Here is a 20,174-nt window from a genome sequence, read left to right on the forward strand (position 1 = left end):
GACGGGCAAGGTACTTACCGCAGTAGCGTCAGGGTTTCAATTACAAAGGGGTCGCCTTAGAGCGGCCCTTTTTCGTTTTTGCGCACACCAATCAGTCTCCACACACACTTTTGACGCCGTGGTGCTGCGCATCTCATTTAACGACAGTCAGCCGCCATCATCCCGGTGGCGGGAATCAGAGCATGCCTCCAGAAAAAGACCCGGGCTTTTGGGCCACAGTGCTGCTGTGGCTGTATGCCCACAAAACAGAATGGGGATATGCCGGGGTAGCAGGCATGTTTTCACTATTACGCAGTGCCTATGCAAAAAGCCCGTGGAGTAAGCGGGTTCTCGACGCTGTCTCCTGCAGCGCGCTGGCGTTCTTTGCTGGCCCGACGCTGCAGGTGATGGGCGCTTTATTTAACTGGAACATCCCCGACGCTGCTGCGCAGGTATTCGCGGTTTACATCGGGTATGTAGGCAATGACTACATCAGCGAAAGGCTTCGCAGGCTGATAGAGAGAAAGGCAGGGGAAACCAATGAAGGTCAGCAATAAATCACGCGGAATCCGCAATAATAATCCTGGCAACATCCGCTGGGGCGATGAGTGGCAGGGACTGGTGCCGCAGACGCAGCGCACTGATAAATCTTTTTGCCAGTTCATTAGTCCGGAGTACGGCATCAGGGCGATGATTATCATTCTGCGTAACTACCAGAGCAAATATGGCCTGAAAACTATTACGGGCATTGTGAAGCGCTGGGCTCCGCCTAACGAGAATGACACCCAGGCTTATATCCGCAGTGTGGCAACGGCTACCGGCACTGATGCTGATAAGCCAATCGACCTGACTGACAGCCGCAAGCTGTTTCCGCTCCTGCAGGCCATCATCAGGCATGAGAATGGCAGTCAGCCCTACGGATTAGATGTATTCATTCGGGCGCTCGACCTCGTCTGATAAAGGAGGCCGCATGGCTGCTATCCAGTTCATCAAAAACTATTCACATCTGCTGGTTATCGCAATTATCTGCGTTTGCCTGTGGATGCTGAATGCCCGCAGCGCGCAACTTGAGGCAACCAATCAGCGCCTGGAGAAGCTGGCGAATAGCAAAGACGAGCAAATTAATGACCTGCGCTCCAAGAACGATGGCCTGGCATCAAGCGTCACTGAGCTGGTAACAGCCGTTAAGCAGCAGAACGTTGTGATGAGTCAGGTCACAGAGCAGCGTGCCGTAACAGCCCAGCAGAACCGGAAACTACAGAATGAAATTAAGCGTTACCTTGCGGCGGACAAGTGTGCTGTTGCTCCTGTTCCCCCCTGATGCTGCTGACAGGCTGCGCGACGCAGCAAAAGCCGCTGGTGGAGTACCGGACAGTAAAACAGCCTCAGCTAAACCTTCCGGCTGAACTGACCAGCCAGATTGATGTTCCAGCCCCATCACAGTATATGACGTTCGGTGACAGCGTAAGCCTCAACGCTGAGTTATATGGCGCTCTGGGGCAGTGCAACATTGACCGCGCTGCCATCCGGCACATAGAAAGCATTCGTCAGTGAAGAAGTGATAATGATCAAATTTTCTTAAGAATAAACTCAGCAGATATTGTGGTGGCGTTAATATGAGCAGGCTGAATTCTCAGCATACCTCATGGGATAGATAGATGGGCCACTACTATTATGTTAATAAAAATGCACAAACCAATGGCGATCATGAAGTACACGTAAGCAGCTGTGACAGATTGCCTGAGGAAAGGAATCGACTCTACCTCGGAATTTTCGAGACCTGCTCACCAGCAGTGAGAGAGGCTAAGAAAACTTATTCTCGATCTAATGGATGTTATTACTGCAGTCGGCCCTGCCATACGTCATGACGTCATAGCAATAAAACACCTCAAGGTCGCCATCGGCGGCCTTTTTTTTATCCCCAAGAAGCAGGAGAAAAAGAATGCTGACAGTAAAGGTTATGTCGCCCGGCGGCGGTGAGGAGATTCACTCTGGTCCGAGCGTCGGGTTCAACCCGGCGCAACAAAGCATCGCGGTGTCCGGTATGGACAGTAACGTTTTCCTTCAGGAGGGTGAGGTTGCTTATGTTATGAATGAGAACGGAAAGACCATCTCTCATTATGAGCATCGGCTTCAGTAACCATCACAAGGCGCATTTGCGAGTGCGCCTGATGATGTCAATCCTGACACCCCCTTTCTCTCTGATAACTTTTGGGCCTATAGTTAAGGAATGTAATGTTTTTTTTGAGGTTTCCGTGGGCGAACAGTTTGATAGTGAACCATATTTGCTTGAAATCAGAAAGTTAGCTGCAAGTTGCCAGCAGGGTGAGCCTTTTATGAGCGTAAAGGTTAAGGTGGAAACTATTGTCGTTTCTTATAAGAAAAAAATAGGAAGCGAAGCAGAGGTGCAGGTTGCAAAGTGGACAGAGCTTTTCAATAGGCTTGGTGATTACCTGAATAACAATGCTGCTCCTGAATGGGTCAGTGTTATCCGCTATGCGCGTAAAATTATTAATTATAAAAAGCACAATGCGATTTTCCGTATGCGACAACTATCTGAACCTGAATCAAGTCTCCCAACAAGGGATAACGTTTAGCAACGCTGTGAAGCGTTGCGACACTGCTAAAACATGCATGATAATGACCTCTTCAACAAACGGAGGTGTCATTTGGAATGGTTCGATAAAAATGCCACAGCACTAATCTCAGCCGGTGCTGCACTGCTTTCTGCATTACTAGCTGGAGGGTTTGCCCTTCTTGGCGCATGGCTAAACAACAGGCAGAACAATCAAAGTCTAAAACTGAAAATTGAGCATGAAAAAATTAAGGAAAGCAGAGGTATTCTGTTAGAGAAGGGTGAGGAGGCTTTCTCCTGTGCTACCAGATGGGCAAGCAACAGCAGAGAACAATTGACTGCTCATATGCGCTATATGTTAGGTAGTATTAGTTTGGAAGAGCGGGATGCGTTGATTAAAGCATGCTCTGACACAGATGCCTTTTATCGATTGCATGTTCTTATACCTATATATTTCCCTCAATTGCATGAAATGCTTAGCCTGTGCGGAAGAAAATTACAAAAAGCAAACCAGATTGCTAATGGATTTGACCCCGATCTGTCCGATATTGATATAGACCGACCGGCTCTTGCTGAAGCTCGCAACCAGTATCGCGAGAGTATAGCCTTATTCAAAATCAAACTTCAGGAAGAGTTAGTCAGTAAAATTAATCAATAACCGCCCAACGGGCGGTTTTATTTTGTGCTGAAAAGTGCATTCAGTGAGTTCACCTTTCAGCATAAACACAATGAATCATCGGTTGGCGTTATCGTCATTGCCGAGGGTTATATCTATCTAACCAGCAGGAAATGCTAAATGGAAGTAGTGATTAACGGTGTTCGATACGCACCAGTAACTGATCGCGCTTCAAATATCGGCATAGCAATAAGCACCCATAATCGCCATGACGTGTTATCCCGAGCCATTGAGCATCAGCTTAAATATCTTCCTGCCGGTGCGCTGGTGGTTGTTATTGATGATGGTTCAGCCAAACCGGTTGTGGTGCCGGAAGGCGTCAGAGTGATTCGACATGAAACCTCACGCGGCATTGTGGCCGCTAAGAACGCCAGCCTTGAGGCGCTGATTGATGCTGGTTGTGAGCATCTTTTTCTGTGGGATGACGATGCCTGGCCCATTGCTGGTGGCTGGGAGCACGCCTACATCGAATCACCTGAGCCGCATCTGGCTTACCAGTTTCAGGACTTTGCAACCGGGCAGAAGCTTAACGATATAGCGGTACTCTACCGGGATGATAAGCACGTCGCGTACACCGGCCAGCGCGGCGTGATGCTTTATTACCATCGCAGCGCGATTGAGAAGGTTGGCGGTTTCGATCCCATCTACCAGCGTGGCATGTACGAGCACTCTGATTTAGCGCTGCGCATCCACAATGCCGGGTTAACGAGCTGGGCGTTCGCTGATGTCGTCGGTTCTGAAAAACTTATTTACTCGCTCGATGAGCACCAGGCCGTTGAGCGGTCAGTTCCTAAGCCTGACCGTGAAGCACAGGTTAAGCGCAATGTGACCATTCACAATGAGCGCCGCAACAGCGGCTATACCGGCTACGCCGAATACCGGCAGCAGCGCAATGTGGTGATTACTACACTACTGACCAGCCAGCCTGACCCGCAGCGCATCACCAAAATGAAAGCATCGCCTGACCTGCTGGCTACGTGGGCCGCTTCGGTAAAAGGTGGTGACGCGGTTGTGCTGGCCGATGAGCTGACTACCGCACCTGCAGGGGCTTCGCTGGTAGCCGTACCTGATGTGAAAATGAACGTCTATTTCCGGCGCTGGCTGCATATCTGGCAGCACCTTCGCAATCACCCTGAATATCACTTCGTCTGGTGTACCGATGGCACTGACGTTGAGATGCTGCGCGAGCCATGGGCAGAGATGCAGCCAGGCCGACTGTATGTCGGTTCGGAGCCAAAGACTTACGCTGACGCATGGGCTTCTGCCAACCACACAGAACGCCCATACGCTGAGTTCATTGCCGCACATCTCAATGACCTGATGCTTAACGCTGGCCTGCTTGGTGGCACGCGTGAGGATGTCATGGCATACGCGCATGCGATCATCCGTATCTGGTACCGCACTGAGTCGAACAGATTCTGGGGCAAAGAGAAGGGTAAGCCATGTGTAGGCGATATGATCGCATTCGGCATCGTTGGTTATCAGCAGCGCGACAAGCTGGTTACCGGCCCGCGAGTACATACCGTGTTCAAAACTGATGGCGTCGGTAAAGAATTCGCGTACTGGCGGCACAAGTGAGCATGCTGAAATTCGGGTAACTAATGAGCATTAATCTTCCTATACCTTACCGTGTGGCTGGAAAGCGGCGACCACAGAGGTCGCCATTGCGCAAGAATTAATCTATAGCTGAGAGCGGTCTAAAACTGCGCTCTTAATCAGTGAGTCACACAATTCCATCGCAGCAAGTAGCTGATGTTGTATATGAGACGGTTGCTTAGGTATTCGTATATCAACCCATAAGTTCATAAGGTTCCTAGAAAATTTAGAGAATTCTTCCTCGCGCATTGTTTTTAGCAGCGCTCGAATGATTGCATCATGCGCTGTAAGTTGAACACAATTAAAGTTTAGCTTATCCATTTTTAGTCCTTACTAGAGGTAATCAGCGTCCCTCATATGCTTTATGCGACCGTTCTCCATACACTGACGGGCTGAATAATCAAGATAACCTTAAGTGTCCATCAGCAACATCCTGATATTCGATCAGTACTTCGAAGGCATACGCATGAGCGAAGAAATCAAAAGCGTTGTTGTCGGTCATCACTCCCGCCGCGACATGGCTATGTGCCTGGCTGAACAACTGGACGCTAACCTTCTGATTGACGAAGAGGGCAATGGCGCGAACTGGAATCATCGGCGCGCTATCGAGTGGGCCAGCCAGCAGCAATGCCGGGTAGTGATACTTGAGGATGATGCGGTTCTGGTTAACGGCTTCACTGAGAAGGTAACAGCCTGGCTGTGCCGGTTCCCCGATGACCTGCTGTCTTTCTATCTCGGCACCGGCAGGCCACCTCAGTATCAGCTTGAAGTAGCGACAAAGCTTATTGACAGCGACCAGCGCCAGACTGATTACATCACCATGAGTAGGCTGATTCACGGCGTCTGTTACAGCGTGCCAACACATAAGCTTCAGCAGATGTTAAGCCGATGGAATCACCGGTCACCTGCTGACTATGCAGTTGGTGATGCATGTGGTGGCTCGGTCATCTATCCGTGTTACTCGCTGGTGGATCATCTGGATAGCAATACTGTCGAAAGACACCCTGATAACACACCGCGTACAGAGCGCCGCAGAGCATGGCGGCTGGATTTAAAGGAACATCATGGCACGACTGACAACGCTTAAGCCTCGGCTCTCAGTTGACCGCACGCAACGCGTGAGGACTGCAACCGTAGCTGAGACGCGCATCACTGGCTGGAAGCTGCAGGCACGTCGTAAGCGACTATGGTCTGCCAACCCATGCTGCGCGATGTGTGGACGCCTGACTGAGTATCCTCACGGCTTCGAGCTGGATCATAAGATTGCTTTGCATCAGGGTGGTGAAGACGCCGATGCCAACTGTCAAATCCTTTGCTGTGGTGCTGATGGGTGCCACCGCAAGAAGACCAATGACGACATGAAAGGCAATTGATAACAATTATCACTCAGCCTGACTGGTAGTTGCATTTGCAATCATTTCAATGGGAATGATATCGGTTATCATCTGAGGGTGGGTGGGGGGGGAGTCCAAAAGATTCAGGACGATTCTCTACGAAACCTCGCCCCCCTCTCACGCACAGAAAATATCCCCTTTTGGAGGGTGTAAACATGTTAACAGCCCAGAAGCGAAAATTCGCGCTGGCGCTGATTTCCGGTATGTCGAAAAAAGATGCGGCTATAAAGGCTGGGTATTCCGCAAACTCCGCACGCTCCAAGGGTTCGCAGCTTGCTAAAGACCCGGAAGTCATCGCTTTTATGAGCCGCAAAAAAGAATGAAAAAGTTGAAGTTGACGACGTGCCAACGCATGGGAAAAAAGTTAATACCCCAGCGATAAACACGCCACTGAATCCTGATCCCGAGCCAGTGCCGGAAATTGTCCGGGCGGCTGGTGAGTATGATGACCCGCTTGAGTTTCTGAAGTCGGTTATGAATGACCGTGCTGAGGATATTGATACCCGCAAAGATGCCGCAAAGGCGATGCTCCCCTACCTACATAGCAAAAAAGGTGAGGGCGGCAAGAAGGATGCGAAGCAGGCTGCTGCTAAGGCGGTTGCCAGCAAGTTCATGGGCATGGCTCCGCCACAGCTGATTGTGAATAACGGGAGATAAAGATGCCTGAATGGTCCACCGCATGCGCTGACTGGGCCAGCAGGCTCATTAACCGTGAGTCAATAATTCCGCCGCCTATTTTCAGAGATTCTGGTGAGCACGCACTGTCTATCTTTAAAGAACTCAGGGTAACTGACCTGCCTGGAAAGCCGACATTTGGCGAGTGTTCAGAACAGTGGGTGTTTGATTTTGTGCTGGCAATATTCGGCGGCTATGACCAGCAAACCGGCAATCAGATGATCCGGGAGTATGGTCTTCTCATCAGCAAGAAGAACACGAAATCAACTATTGCTGCCGGGATTATGCTGACCGCGCTGATTATCTGCTGGCGTGCTGATGAAGAGCATCTGATTCTGGCACCGACAAAAGAGGTTGCCGACAACTGCTTTAAACCAGCTGCCAGCATGGTCCGTGAAGATGAAGAGCTCTCAGCACTTTTTCACGTTCAGGATCACATTCGCACCATTACCCATCGGGTTAATCGCAACAGCCTGAAGGTCGTGGCTGCTGACAGCGATACGGTGTCGGGCAAAAAAGGCCGGTCGAATTCTGGTGGAGGAATTGTGGCTGTTTGGCAAAAATGCCAAAGCGGATGCGATGTTTATTGAGGCGCTGGGCGGGCAGGTGTCGCGTAATGAAGGCTGGGTGATTTACCTGACCACGCAGAGCGATGAGCCGCCTGCAGGTGTCTTCAAAAAGAAACTGGATTACTGGCGTAACGTCCGTGACGGGATCATAAAGGATGGCAAAACGCTCGGCATCCTTTATGAGTTCCCGCCTGAAATGGTGGAAAATGAAGGTTTCCGCAACCCGGATAACTTTTATATCACCAACCCGAACATGGGCCGCTCTGTCAGTAAAGAGTGGCTTGATGATGAGTATCTTAAGCGGTCGCAGGAAGATGAAGGCAGCCTGAGAAAGTTTCTCGCCAAACATCTGAACGTTGAAATCGGCATGAATCTCCGTAACGACCGCTGGGCCGGTGCAGAGTTCTGGGAAACGCAGTCTGATCCGTCTGTGACATTCAAACAGATTTTAACCCGGTGCGAAGTTATCACTGTCGGCATTGATGGGGGCGGGCTGGATGACCTTCTGGGGCTTTCTGTGGCCGGTCGCGATAAGAAAACCCGCGACTGGCTCACCTGGTCTCATGCCTGGTGCCATGAAAAGATGCTGGAGCGCCGCAAAAGCGAAGAAAGCAAACTGCGTGACTTTGAAAAGCAGGGCGATCTTACCATCGTGAAAAGAGTTGGTGATGATGCGGATGAAGTTGCGATGTATGTATCGCAGATTTACGAAGCAGGCCTGCTGGATAAGGTAGGTATGGACCCGGCAGGGATCGGGGTGCTGTTGGATACGCTGATTGATGCAGGAATACCGCAGGATTCAGTTGTGGGTGTCAGTCAGGGCTGGCGGCTGGGCGGCGCATGTAAGACTACTGAGCGCAAACTGGCAGAGGGTGCTCTGAAGCATGCACCTCAGCCTCTGATGAACTGGTGCGTTGGTAACGCCAAAGTTGTCATCAGCGGCAATGCACCACTGGTAACCAAGGGTGCCAGCGGCGTCGGTAAAATCGACCCGCTGATGGCTCTCTTTAATGCCATATATCTGATGGCGCTGAATCCGGCTGCTACCAAAAAAGAATACAGCGTGTTTTTCATTTAGAAATTCCGCTTTCAACGACCCGCTCCGGCGGGTTTTTTCGTTTCTGGAGAAAGGGAAATGAAGAATCAGCACGCCGTCAGCCTTCTGAAGGTAAAGGCGGTCAATGAGGATACGCGGGAAATCACCGGCATCGCGACAACGCCGTCACCGGATCGGTATGGCGACATTGTGATGCCCGAGGGCGCAAAGTTTCAGTTACCCATCCCGCTGCTCTGGCAGCATGACCATCAGTCTCCCATCGGCCAGGTGACCAGCGCCAAGGTTACCGCTGAGGGTATCGAAATCAAAGCCACACTGGCGCAGGCAGATGCACCCAGTCAGCTCGCGGCACGACTTGAAGAAGCATGGCAGAGCATCCGGCTTGGCCTTGTAAAAGGATTGTCGATCGGCTTCCGGCCTATTGAATACGCCTACATCGACGAAGGCGGCATCCGGTTCACGAAGTGGGAGTGGTACGAACTCTCTGTCGTAACGGTGCCGGCCAATGCCGAAGGCACGATCCAGACCGTTAAATCCATCGATGAGAAGCTGCGGGCCGCGTCAGGCGTAGTGCAGAACGACTCGAAAAAAATAAAACCCGCTGGCGCTACAGCAGTTAAAAATTCTCAGACTAAAGGAACCAAGATGAACATTGCCGAGATGATTAAAACTTTCGAAACCAAGCGCGCTACGCTCGATGCTGAGCGTCAAAATGTTATGTCAAAAGCCTTCGATGAAGGCCGCACGCTTGATGCGGAAGAAGAAGATAAGTATGACGAAGTGAGTACGGAAATTAAATCCGTTGATGCGCACCTGGCTCGCCTTCGTGACATGGAATCGACTAAAGCCGCGACCGCTCAACCGGTTCAGAAAGCAGCAGGTGGTACGGTGGTAAACACTGTTGATAACCGCGCTCCTGCGGTGATCCATGTTGAGAAGCCGCTGGAAAAAGGGATCGCTTTTGCGCGTTTCGCCAAGTCACTGGCCGCTGCAAATGGCAGCCGTACCGAAGCGCTGGAGATCGCAAAGCGTCAGTATCCGCGAGATGCCAAGCTTCACCACGTTCTGAAAGCTGCTGTAGGTGCAGGTACCACAACTGATCCGCAGTGGGCTGGCAGCCTGGTGGAGTATCAGGAGTACGCTCAGGACTTCGTCGAATTCCTGCGGCCACAGACCATTATCGGCCGCTTTGGTCAGGGGGGATATTCCTGCACTGCGTCAGGTTCCGTTCAACATCCGCATTCCGGCTCAGACTTCTGGCGGCTCTGCGAACTGGGTTGGTCAGGGTAAAGCTAAACCCCTGACTAAATTCGATTTTGAATCAATCACCTTTGGCTTCTCCAAAGTCGCTGCCATTGCTGTGCTGACTGATGAGCTGATCCGCTTCTCTAATCCTGCCGCTGATGCACTGGTGCGCAACAGCCTGGCTGAAGCGGTCATCGCCCGACTGGATGCTGACTTTGTCAATCCGGCAAAAGCAGAAGTCGCTAACGTGTCTCCGGCCTCTATCACCAATGGCGCGCAGCAAATTCCAAGTGCAGGCAACCCTGACACCGACAGTACTAACGCATTTCAGGTGTTTATCGATGCGGGTCTGCAACCGACCGGTGGCGTATGGCTGATGTCCAGCACTACAGCGCTGGCGCTGTCAAAACGTAAAAATGCGCTGGGCCAGAGAGAGTATCCGGACATGACCATGTTTGGCGGTACTTTCGAAGGTCTGCCGGCCATCGTCTCTCAGTATGTAGGTAATCTTCTGGTGCTGGTTAACGCGCCGGATATCTACCTGGCAGATGATGGTGGCGTTGCGGTTGATATGTCCCGTGAGGCATCCCTTGAAATGGAGAGCGAACCTACCGGCGACAGCATCACGCCGAATCCGACTGAAATGGTTTCCATGTTCCAGACCAACAGCGTGGCAATCCGCGCCGAACGCTGGATCAACTGGAAGCGTCGCCGTACTGCGGCGGTGGCGGTGATTACCGGTGTTAATTACAGCGCTAACGCTGGCAGCTAAGGAGATGCGGGGAGAAATCCCCGCTCTTTTCTCTATGAAACAGGTTCGTTATCTCAAAAACACCCACGATGCACATGCGGGTGAGAAACGCTTTCTGCGTGACGATCACGCTGAGGTTCTCCGCTTAACCGGCCATGTTGAATTTATCGATATTGTCGAGAAAAAGGCAAAGAGCCAGAAAAAGAATTAACGCTCAGGAGAAGCAGCCAATGTTCGGTTTCCGCAAAAAACCAAAGGAAGAAAAGGCGCTTCAGGCTGCTAATGGTGGCTGGTGGCGAAGGATTTTTGAGTCATTTTCCGGCGCATGGCAGCGAAATATAGAAGTAGACAGTACAACAGTGCTGGCTTACCACGCGGTCTTCACCTGTATTTCTCTGATTGCCGCAGATATCGCGAAAATGCCGATATTGCTTAAAAAGAAACTGAGCAGCGGTATCTGGATGGATCACAGCGATGCGAAAATTTCCCCGTTGCTGAGAAAGCCAAACAGCTTTCAGACACGCATGCAGTTCTTCGAGTGCTGGATGAATTCAAAGCTTTCTGATGGCAACACCTATGTGTTGAAGTTGCGTGATGTCAGCGGGAACGTTAAGCAACTGCGCGTGCTGGACCCAAACAAAGTTACGCCTTACGTGACCGATGATGGAGAAATTTTCTATCAGGTCAGGCCGGATAATATTCACGGGCTGGAGCAGCAGGTAATGGTGCCGGCACGGGAAATTATTCACGATCGGTTCAACTGCTTTTTCCATCCTCTTTGCGGACTGTCACCCATTTATGCCTGTGGGCTGACAGCAATGCAGGGCGATGCAATCCTGACAAACTCCGCAAATCATTTTAAAAACGGCGGAAAACCTGGAGGCGTTATTAAAGTTCCGGGGGGCGGTCGATGCAGATAAAGCACGGGAAATAAAACAGAACTGGGACGAGGGTTATTCCGGCGAAAATGCCGGAAGAACAGCATTGCTAGCTGATAATGCATCATTTGAAGTTATTGCTATGACAGCCGTAGATGCTCAGATGGTGGAGCAGTTAAAACTGACTGCTGAAATCATCTGCTCAACATTCCACGTCCCGATTTATAAGGTCAACACGGCATCAACACCGTCCTATAACAATATTGAAGCTCTCGACCAGGGGTATTACTCGCAGTGTCTCCAGACACACATTGAAGGTATTGAACTTCTTCTGGATGAGGCATTAGAACTGGACGCGCAGACCGGGGTGGAATTCGACCTGAATACACTGATCCGCATGGACACTGAAGGGCGTTACAAAACCTACAGCGAAGGCATCGGTGCTGGTTTCCTCACCCCCAATCAGGCACGCAAAAGCGAAAATATGCCGCCTGTTGAAGGTGGCGATACACCATATCTGCAGCAGCAGAACTTTGCGCTGTCAGCTTTAGCCAGAAGGGACGCCAGTGACGATCCGTTTGGCACTCAATCCAAATCTGAAGCGGCCACCACGCCGACACCACCTGTTGACGATGAAAGGAGCAAAGCTCTTACTGAGCATGAGCATTTCATGGTCAAGGCAATGCTGAAAGGACTGCTTACCCATGAATGAACGTGACATGTCACTGCTTAAGGCTGTCAGCGAAGCAGTAAAAGAACAGCTGTTTGCAGTGCAAAAACGCTATGAAACCGCGCTGACGGAACAGGCAGAAGAAATTAACAGGCTTAAATCTCAGGTCGAAGAGTATCAACAGTCAGTACCGGATGAGCAGGCTATTGCCGATTTAGTACTGGCGAAGATTTCTGTTCCTGCCGCGCCGGCACTGCCGGATATCGCGCAGATGGTGAAAGATGAGGTGGCTGAGATTCCGGTGCCGGAATCGCCAGTTCTGCCTGATATTGACGGCATGATACAACGGGCCGTTTCTGCCATTGTGGTGCCGCAACCCGAGCCGCTGCCGGATATCATGCAGATGGTGAAAGATGCGGTGGCTGAGATTCCGGTGCCGGAATCGCCAGTTCTGCCTGATATTGACGGCATGATACAACGGGCCGTTTCTGCCATTGAAATGCCGCAACCCGAGCCGCTGCCGGATATCGCGCAGATGGTGAAAGATGCGGTGGCTAAAATACCTAAGCCGGAAGATGGTGAGCCTGGCGAAGATGGAAAAGACGCGCTTCAGATTGAAATTATGCCGCATATCGATGCTGAGAAATCATACCCGCGTGGCACCTATGCTATTCATCATGGCGGCCTGTGGCGATCATTCCAGAAAACAACGGGTATGAATGGCTGGGAGTGCCTGGTGGACGGTATCAGCGACATTGATATCACTCAGGCCGAAGAGCGTCAATTCACTGTCACCGCGGTGAAATCAAGCGGTGAGAAAACAGAGAAAAAGTTCAGCGTGCCAGTAATGATCTACCGCGACATTTTCAAAGAGGGTGAGAAGTATTACCCAGGTGACAGCGTTACTTGGGGTGGATCGGTCTGGTACTGCCATCAGGAAACAGGCGATAAGCCTGGTGAAGATGGATCAAAAGGCTGGAAATTAGCTGTTAAGCGCGGTCGTGATGCGAGGGCTAAGTAATGCTGGAATTTGTGACGCTCAGCGAAGCCAAAGAGCATCTTCGTATTGACACGGATGATGGTGATTCAGACCTGCAGTTAAAAATTTACTCTGCGAGTGCGGCCGTACTGGATTACATACAGGGGAGCCGTGACAAAGTTGTCGGCGAAGATGGCAAAATCATTGATGCCGCACCTGAACTTCAGCGCGTAAAACAGGCAACCCTGATTCTGGTTGGCATTATGGATCGCGTTCGTGGCGGAGAGGAAGAAAGTCAGTATCGGCAGGGCCATTTACCTTTCTCTGTGACAAGTCTGATTTACTCTCTTCGCTCACCAACTATTTGCTGAGGTGCTTATGAGTGGCTTAAAAGCCGGTGAGCTTAATCAACGCATCAAGGTTCAACGTACTGAGTCAGAGCGCGGGCCGCTGGGTGAAGTGTTACCGGGGCAAGTTGTAATCAGCTCGCCATTTATATGGGCTAAAGCTGAAAACATATCAAACCGCAAAATACGCAGTATGGATCAGCAGCAGATTGTGGAGACATGGCAATTCACCATCCGGCCACGCAGTGATGTTCAGACGGACTGGAAAATAAGCTGGGGGGAATGAGATTTACACAATCAGGGCTGTTGACCGCAGCAGTCGGGATCGTGCTGTCATCACAGCTGAAAGGGATGTGCGTCATGATTGAATCAGGCATCTATAAATCCCTTCAGTCACTTTCCGAACTGGACGTCTATCCACTTCTGATTCCTGACACTGAGCAACAAGGGATTACCTATCAGCGTATTTCCGATCCCGAGATTGAAAGCGGTCTTGTCAGAACATCGCTGGTGGCGGGTCGATTCCAGATTTCCTTTGTGAAAGTCTCTGACTACTCGGGCCTGCTGGCGCTAGATGCCCAACTCTGGCAGATGTGGAAGGGCATCCGGCATGGTGATATTGGCGGCTATCCGGTTCAGTACGTTGAACGCGGTTCGCTACAACAGGATAAATCCACGCTGCCCAACAACGCAGTGCAGTACCGCCTGACCAGAGATTTTATTATCTACTTCAGTGAGGTCTGAGCATGCTGAGAATGGAAGTTACAGGTCTTGATGAGCTTGAGCGCCAGCTGATTGCCTTGGGTGAAAAAGCCGGAACAAAGGTGTTACGTGAAGCTGGCCGGGCAGCTCTCCAGGTGGTTGAGCAGGATATGAAAGAGCATGCGGGTTATGACGAGTCAGCGAAAGGGCCGCACATGCGTGACTCTATCAAAATCCGTTCAACAACCCGGACTAAAGGTAACGCCGTTGTCGTGCTGCGGGTCGGTCCGAGTAAACAGCATTACATCAAGGCACTGGCTCAGGAGTTCGGTACGGTTAAGCAGATTCCTGATCCCTTCATTCGCCCGGCGCTGGATTACAACAAATCCCGCGTTCTCCGAATCCTCGCGGTAGAAATACGGGACCGCATTCAAAACAACGGGTAGCAGCCGCTACCAACTTCAAAGAGAGAGAAAGTCATGGCTGATAAAACTTCGCCAGAATACGCGATGCTGCCTGCAGGAACCGTAGTGAAATGGGGGCCATCCGGTGCCGCTGTCTCAGCGATGAAGCCGCTGATTAACTGTAAGGCGCTGGGCGCTACCGGCCAGACCGGCAGCTTCGTGGATTGCACCACGCTGATTGATAAGAGCAAACAGTTTATTTCTGACCTGCCGGAAGGTCCGGAAAAATCGCTGGGCTTTGTCGACGATCCATCCAACACAGATTTTGCCGCCTTCCTCAATGCTGCGCAAAACCGCCAGACCGTTCAGTTCTACGTTGAACTGCCGAATGGTCGTACCGCCAACATGGTACTGGCGCTGTCCGGCTGGCAGATGAATGAAATCACTGCGCCAGCCAGTGAGGTGATTCAGATTACCGTTCAGGGTAAACAGAACAATATCGAGTGGGGCGTAGTCGCAGGCTCCTGATTTCCATCAGCCACGCCGCCTGAATGGCGGCTTTTACAACCTTACGGGATCAAATAATGTCCGAGAAAAAATTCAGTGCGGCCACGTTAAAGTCAGTTCTGCTACAGCCTAAGTCTACCGCCATCAAAACAGAGCTGCTGGGCGCTCAGGTATACATCCGCCGCCGTACTGCTGGTGAGCTTATCCGCTATGAGGAAGAGATGGATGCGGCGCAGGCGACCGGCAATGTGCGTGCAATTTCAGAAATGAGCGTCCAGCTGGTTCTCGACAGCCTGGTTAATCCTGATGGTTCAGCCATCAAGCCTGAACTGCTTCCGACTGCAGCAGAGCTGCTGGACGCTCACGATAATCCGGCGCTGATGGCCGCTATTGAGCGCGTCAAAACGCATGCCATTGGTAAACTGGACGCCGCCGAAAAAAACTGACCGGCTCGTCATGGCTGCAGCTGATCTTCTGGCTGGCTGACAGGTGGGGTGAGCCTGACCCGTCAGTCATAGCCGCATTACCGTGCGATACGCTGAACCACTGGCGAGCTTACTTTCTTCAGCAGGGCATCCTGACCCGCTCCGAACCCCAATCCCCAAACACCGCAAACGACACCAGGCCGAGCACGCCCACGCACAGCGTGGATCAGCAGTGTGACGCCGTAATGAGGGCGTTAATGTAATGGCTGACGTAGCATCGCTGGCGGTAGGGTTACACCTCAACGCCGCAAATTTTAAAAGCCAGCTCGTCAGTGCCTACGGCGATGCCGGTAAACAGTCCCGCCAGTTCAACAGGCAGGCGCAGGACGATGCGAAAAAAACGGAAGATGCTTACGGGCGCGTAAATTCTGCCGTTCGCGGACTGGCCGGGCGGATCGCCGGGCTGGCTGGCGTAGGGCTGTCTCTGGGTACCATTATCCAGACTTCGCGGCAGTATTCCCAGGCGCTGTCTGACCTGTCATCCATCACCGGCGCAACCGGCAATAAGCTGCGTGATCTGGATGCGGCTGCGCAGCAGATGGGGCGCACTACCGAATACAGCGCCAGCCAGGCTGTTGAGGCGCTGAAACTGATGGCGTCAGCGAAACCGGAGCTGCTTGATACGGCTGACGGACTGCAAAAGGCGACCAACAGCGCACTGCTGCTGGCACAGGCGGGCGCCAGCACGCTGCCCGACGCCACCAGAACACTGGCGCTGTCACTGAACCAGTTCGGTGCCGGTGCTGAACAGGCCGACCGTTATATTAACGTCCTGGCAGCCGGTGCAAAATTTGGCGCTTCCGAAATTAACGATACCGCCGCCGCGATTAAAAATGGTGGCGTGGCCGCCGCACAGGCCGGTATCGGATTTGAAACGCTGAATGCCGCCATTCAGGTGCTGGCATCGCGTGAAGTCAAAGGGGGTGAAGCGGGTACCGCGCTGCGCAACATCATCCTCAGCCTTGAAAAAGGCACAGATAAAACCCTCAAGCCGTCCGTTGTAGGTCTCAGCAAGGCGCTGGAAAATCTGGCCGGGAAAAACCTGTCTACCGCGCAGGCTGTAAAACTGTTTGGCGTGGAAAATATCAACGCCGCGTCAATCCTGACGGGCAATCGCGGCAAAATTGATGAGCTGACCAAATCCCTGACAGGAACTCAGACGGCGCATGAACAGGCAGCAGTAAGGGTGAACAACCTGAACGGCGATCTGATGGGGCTGACCAGTGCTTTTGAAGGGCTGATCATCAAAGTGGGTCAGTCTGGCAGCGGGCCTCTGCGTTCCGGCATCCAGGCGATTTCTCAAGGCATCAATACGCTTTCCGATAACTTTAACGCCGTTGCCTCTGTCGCGCTTTACACGCTTATTCCCGTTCTCTCTACAAAGCTCACCGCGGGGCTGAGGGAAAACATCTCAGGCTGGGCGGCGAACGAAGCCGCAGTCCGAAAGAATGCTTTGCAGCAGGCCGAGACGGCGAAGCAGACCATTGCCGCTGCACAGGCTACGCGCCAGCAGGCACAGGAAGAGGCCCGCTATCTGGGTACGCGCACAGCGGCAAACGCCGCAGCGGGTATCAATGTTGGCTATCAGGAAGAGCAGGTTGCGCTGAGCCGCACTATCCGTGAATCCAGAATTGCGGAAACAGCAGCAACGGAGAGACTGGCGGCGGCTAATGCACAGTTGTCTGTCACTGCCCGCGCTGCCTCTGTTGCATCCGGTCTGGCGCGTGGCGCGCTGTCGCTTATAGGTGGCCCGGTGGGTGCGGCGATGCTTGCCGGTTCCGCGCTGCTTTATTTCCATGAGCAGGCAAAGCAGGCGCGTCAGTCTGCACTCGATCTCAGGGGTGCTGTGGTTGAAACCACCGCCGCTCTGATGCAGCTTTCGGACAAGCAGCTTTCAGTAAAACAGCTCGATCTGCAGGACCAGTATGAAAATCAGGTCACGCAGAGAAACCAGCTGATTAAGGAAATTCAGGACGCTGACAGCCGTATGGACAGCCTGAAGGGGTTTGATCCCTTCGGTCAGCTTGCCGGTGTTGAGAAAGGGAAGACCCGCGCAGAAGCCGACCTTGAATCCGTGAACGGCGGTCTGAAAACGCTTAAAGACAATATGGAGAACGTCGACAAAGCGCGGTTCCTGGTGAAAACGGGCATTGCTGATTCTGCTAAAAACCTCAAAAGCGACGTGCAGGCTGCAACAGCGGCAGCAGCTGAGGCCGGTAAAGTCGCATCGCCGTGGGGCGGAGAGGACCCGGCTAAGGCTGACAAGAAAGGCGCTCAGGCGCTGAAGCAGTTTACTGCGCTGCGTAACGAGATTGAGCAGGCGCACGCCTCAAGCCTGGAAAAAATCAATCTTCAGGAAAAGGTATCGCAGGAAAAAATCCTGAAGGATGCCAAAGCTGCTGGTGTGAGTCAGGCGGAGGTGCAGCGCGTATTGACCCTGAATGCGGCTAATTATCAGCGCCAGCGTCAGGAACTGGCCGAGCAGTACTCACCGGCTAAAGCCATTATCAGTCAGGAGTCCGAAGCCAGCCGCAACCTGAAAGATCTGTATGACGCCCGCCTGGTCACTGAGCAGGAGTACCAGTCAGCCCGCATTACGATGGCAAATGATTCTGCTCAGAAGATGATTCAGGCGCAGGCCAGCCAGGCGGCTGCGCCAAAGCTCAACATAGCCGGAGAAGTTGATCCGGTTGCGCAGCTTCAGAATCAGCTGGTGCAGCAGCAGAGCCTTTATACCGCTTACTATGAAAATAGCAGGCTGAATAAGGATCAGTACGAAGCGCTGATGCAGAAGTCATCACGGGATTCCGCAGACGCTCAGTATCAGGCTGCGCTCAATCTGTATGCCGGGCAGAGCACACTGAATAAAGGGATCGTGAGCCTGGCGGAAACGGCTGCGGAGAGAACGACTAACTCCCTGACCGGTTTGCTTACCGGCACCCAGTCTTTCCGGGAAAGCATTTCAAATCTGTTTGCCTCGCTGGCACAGAGCGTTATCAAAAGCCTGATTGAAATGACCGCGCAGGCACTGCTGACTAAAACAGTGCTGTCATCCTTTATGAGTTTTGGCGGTGCTGCAGTCGGAGCAGTGGGAGCCGGTGCCGCTGCTTCTGCCGGGAGTACCGGCGCAATGGGCATGAGTACCAGCTTTCAGGCATACGATGGCGGCGGATTCACCGGGACCGGTGGCAAATATGACCCGGCTGGCGTGGTTCACAAGGGTGAGTTCGTCTTTACCAAAGAGGCCACCGAGCGTATTGGCGTTGAAAATCTTTACGGGATGATGCGCGGGTATGCCAGCGGCGGGCTGGTCGACGCCCCCATGGAGCGACCCGCTGCGCTGCCCGGCAGTGGCCGCGTGGGTGGCAATACCATTATTCAGGTAGATGCCCCGGTAACGATCATGCAGGAAAGCGGGGCCGGTGACGCATCCGCTACGGGAACCTCGGCGGCTGCCTCACAGCTCAAATCTATCGTTCAGCAGACGATAACGGACAGGCTGAAGAAGGAAATTTCACCGGGCGGCATTCTTTATAGCGGTCGGAGCTGATTATGGCGACAGATACATTTACCTGGGCGACACGCATTCAGGCGAGCGAACAGCTCAGCGTTTCCACCATTCAGGCGCAGTACGGCGATGGTTACAAACAGGTTGCCGGGAAAGGGATCAACGATGCTGCTGAAAGCTGGTCGCTGAGCTGTAACGGTCAGGTCCCCGTTATGGCGTCTGTCCGGGCGTTCCTGAAAACCCACGTCACCACCTCATTCTGGTGGACAAATCCATGGGGCGAGAAAAAACTGTATCGGGTGAAAGCAGATTCGATTAATCCGAAGTTTATCAACGGCGGATTTGCCGAGATCAGTTTTACCTTCGAACAGGCTTTCGCACCGTGACATGTCACGACAGCAACAGGGCGCTTATGCGCCCTTTTTTTATTGGGTGAAAAATGAGTTTCAATCAGGACATTCAGGCGCTGGAGCCGGGGAGTCTGGTCCAGCTGATTGAGATTGACGGTACAGCTTTCGGGCTTGATACCGTGCTGCGCTTTCATGCGTATAACCTGCCGACCGAAGGCTGGCAGTCTTTTGCAGCGGAAAACCTGCCATCAATCATCTGGCAGGGCAATGAGTACGATCCGCACCCGTATGAGTTGACCGGCATGGAGATGAGCAGCACAGGGTCACAGCCGACGCCAAAGCTTTCAGTCGGCAACGTAGGCAACTATGTCACGGCGCTCTGCCTGCAGTTTGACGACATGGTGAAGGCGAAGGTGCGTATCCACACCACGCTGGCAAAGTATCTCGATGCGGCAAACTGGACGGCGGGCAACCCGAACGCTAATCCGCAGGAGGAACGCGTTCAGCTGTTCTACGTGAACGCTAAAACGTCTGAAACGCGCACACAGGTGGATTTTGAACTCTGTTCACCGTTTGACATTCAGAGCCTGCAACTGCCATCGCGCCAGATTACGCCGGTATGCACCTGGTGCATGCGTGGCTGGTATCGCACCGGCACCGGATGTGATTACGCGGGCAACCGGTACTTTGCGAAAGATGGCACGCCCACGAATGACCCGTCTAAAGATGTTTGTGGCGGCCGCCTGGCTGACTGTAAGGCCCGGTTTGGTGAAGACCAGCCGCTGCCATTCGGCGGGTTCCCGGCTGCAAACCTTCAGGGCAAATAA

The 20,174-nt window shown here is 52.5% G+C and carries 21 protein-coding genes and 4 pseudogenes; all 25 read left to right on the forward strand.

Features of this window, described 5'->3' with window-relative positions:
• The first annotated feature begins 182 nt into the window (after positions 1–182).
• The 25 genes and pseudogenes from JNO11_RS09150 (at position 183) to JNO11_RS09270 (ending at position 20,174) form a co-directional block, all read left to right on the forward strand.
• A complete protein-coding gene (locus tag JNO11_RS09150; RefSeq protein WP_094106117.1) occupies positions 183–536 on the forward strand; it encodes a phage holin, lambda family in 354 nt (117 codons plus the stop codon).
• Entirely contained in the window at positions 520–936 is a 417-nt protein-coding gene (locus tag JNO11_RS09155) for a structural protein (RefSeq protein WP_325177219.1), read from the forward strand. Before JNO11_RS09150 ends, JNO11_RS09155 begins: the two co-directional genes overlap by 17 nt.
• 13 nt (positions 937–949) lie before the next feature.
• Positions 950–1,300 carry an Rz lytic protein gene (locus tag JNO11_RS09160; protein ID WP_325177220.1) on the forward strand — a complete coding sequence of 117 codons (351 nt, stop codon included), beginning with the start codon at positions 950–952 and terminating at the stop codon, positions 1,298–1,300.
• A 621-nt stretch (positions 1,301–1,921) separates the two neighbouring features.
• Positions 1,922–2,119: a hypothetical protein gene (locus JNO11_RS09165; protein ID WP_325177221.1), complete on the forward strand. Its 198-nt coding sequence runs from the start codon at positions 1,922–1,924 to the stop codon at positions 2,117–2,119.
• A gap of 22 nt (positions 2,120–2,141) precedes the next feature.
• A complete protein-coding gene (locus JNO11_RS09170) occupies positions 2,142–2,576 on the forward strand; it encodes a hypothetical protein (protein ID WP_325177222.1) in 435 nt (144 codons plus the stop codon).
• 72 nt (positions 2,577–2,648) lie between these two features.
• Positions 2,649–3,212 (forward strand): hypothetical protein, encoded by a 564-nt coding sequence (locus JNO11_RS09175; RefSeq protein WP_325177223.1) that lies wholly within the window; start codon positions 2,649–2,651, stop codon positions 3,210–3,212.
• Between the two features lie 138 nt (positions 3,213–3,350).
• The gene (locus JNO11_RS09180) at positions 3,351–4,808 is read left to right on the forward strand and encodes a glycosyltransferase family 2 protein (RefSeq protein ID WP_325177224.1); all 1,458 of its coding nucleotides are present in this window, start codon (positions 3,351–3,353) and stop codon (positions 4,806–4,808) included.
• 484 nt (positions 4,809–5,292) lie between these two features.
• Positions 5,293–5,913 (forward strand): hypothetical protein, encoded by a 621-nt coding sequence (locus JNO11_RS09185; protein ID WP_325177225.1) that lies wholly within the window; start codon positions 5,293–5,295, stop codon positions 5,911–5,913.
• A gap of 124 nt (positions 5,914–6,037) precedes the next feature.
• Entirely contained in the window at positions 6,038–6,199 is a 162-nt protein-coding gene (locus tag JNO11_RS09190; protein ID WP_325177663.1) for an HNH endonuclease, read from the forward strand.
• A 176-nt stretch (positions 6,200–6,375) separates the two neighbouring features.
• Positions 6,376–6,877 (forward strand): annotated as a pseudogene (locus tag JNO11_RS09195) (terminase small subunit).
• A gap of 2 nt (positions 6,878–6,879) precedes the next feature.
• Positions 6,880–8,542 (forward strand): annotated as a pseudogene (locus JNO11_RS09200) (terminase large subunit).
• Positions 8,543–8,599: 57 nt separating this feature from the next.
• A pseudogene (locus JNO11_RS09205) lies at positions 8,600–10,538 on the forward strand (phage major capsid protein).
• Positions 10,539–10,542: 4 nt separating this feature from the next.
• Positions 10,543–10,728, forward strand: a complete 186-nt coding sequence (locus JNO11_RS09210; protein ID WP_167432822.1) for a hypothetical protein — start codon at positions 10,543–10,545, stop codon at positions 10,726–10,728.
• Between the two features lie 19 nt (positions 10,729–10,747).
• Positions 10,748–11,437: a phage portal protein gene (locus JNO11_RS09215; RefSeq protein ID WP_325177226.1), complete on the forward strand. Its 690-nt coding sequence runs from the start codon at positions 10,748–10,750 to the stop codon at positions 11,435–11,437.
• Entirely contained in the window at positions 11,394–12,107 is a 714-nt protein-coding gene (locus JNO11_RS09220) for a phage portal protein (protein ID WP_325177664.1), read from the forward strand. The genes JNO11_RS09215 and JNO11_RS09220 overlap by 44 nt, the downstream gene beginning before the upstream one ends.
• Positions 12,100–13,086, forward strand: a complete 987-nt coding sequence (locus JNO11_RS09225; RefSeq protein ID WP_325177227.1) for a phage gp6-like head-tail connector protein — start codon at positions 12,100–12,102, stop codon at positions 13,084–13,086. Before JNO11_RS09220 ends, JNO11_RS09225 begins: the two co-directional genes overlap by 8 nt.
• Entirely contained in the window at positions 13,086–13,415 is a 330-nt protein-coding gene (locus JNO11_RS09230) for a head-tail connector protein (protein WP_223565480.1), read from the forward strand. The genes JNO11_RS09225 and JNO11_RS09230 overlap by 1 nt, the downstream gene beginning before the upstream one ends.
• 7 nt (positions 13,416–13,422) lie before the next feature.
• Positions 13,423–13,759 (forward strand): annotated as a pseudogene (locus JNO11_RS09235) (phage head closure protein).
• Entirely contained in the window at positions 13,752–14,135 is a 384-nt protein-coding gene (locus JNO11_RS09240; protein WP_191939810.1) for a hypothetical protein, read from the forward strand. The pseudogene JNO11_RS09235 and the gene JNO11_RS09240 overlap by 8 nt, the downstream one beginning before the upstream one ends.
• 2 nt (positions 14,136–14,137) lie before the next feature.
• Positions 14,138–14,539 carry an HK97-gp10 family putative phage morphogenesis protein gene (locus JNO11_RS09245; protein WP_191939811.1) on the forward strand — a complete coding sequence of 134 codons (402 nt, stop codon included), beginning with the start codon at positions 14,138–14,140 and terminating at the stop codon, positions 14,537–14,539.
• 33 nt (positions 14,540–14,572) lie between these two features.
• Positions 14,573–15,025, forward strand: coding sequence for a major tail shaft subunit (locus tag JNO11_RS09250; protein ID WP_010245147.1), 453 nt, complete (start codon positions 14,573–14,575; stop codon positions 15,023–15,025).
• A 56-nt stretch (positions 15,026–15,081) separates the two neighbouring features.
• Positions 15,082–15,450 carry a phage tail protein gene (locus JNO11_RS09255; protein WP_325177228.1) on the forward strand — a complete coding sequence of 123 codons (369 nt, stop codon included), beginning with the start codon at positions 15,082–15,084 and terminating at the stop codon, positions 15,448–15,450.
• A gap of 241 nt (positions 15,451–15,691) precedes the next feature.
• Positions 15,692–19,039, forward strand: coding sequence for a phage tail tape measure protein (locus tag JNO11_RS09260; RefSeq protein WP_325177229.1), 3,348 nt, complete (start codon positions 15,692–15,694; stop codon positions 19,037–19,039).
• A gap of 2 nt (positions 19,040–19,041) precedes the next feature.
• Positions 19,042–19,383: a phage tail protein gene (locus JNO11_RS09265; protein WP_191939815.1), complete on the forward strand. Its 342-nt coding sequence runs from the start codon at positions 19,042–19,044 to the stop codon at positions 19,381–19,383.
• Positions 19,384–19,436: 53 nt separating this feature from the next.
• A complete protein-coding gene (locus JNO11_RS09270) occupies positions 19,437–20,174 on the forward strand; it encodes a phage minor tail protein L (protein WP_052271410.1) in 738 nt (245 codons plus the stop codon).

Source organism: Pantoea sp. 1B4, assembly GCF_016925765.1.
Taxonomy (GTDB): Bacteria; Pseudomonadota; Gammaproteobacteria; order Enterobacterales; family Enterobacteriaceae; genus Pantoea; species Pantoea agglomerans.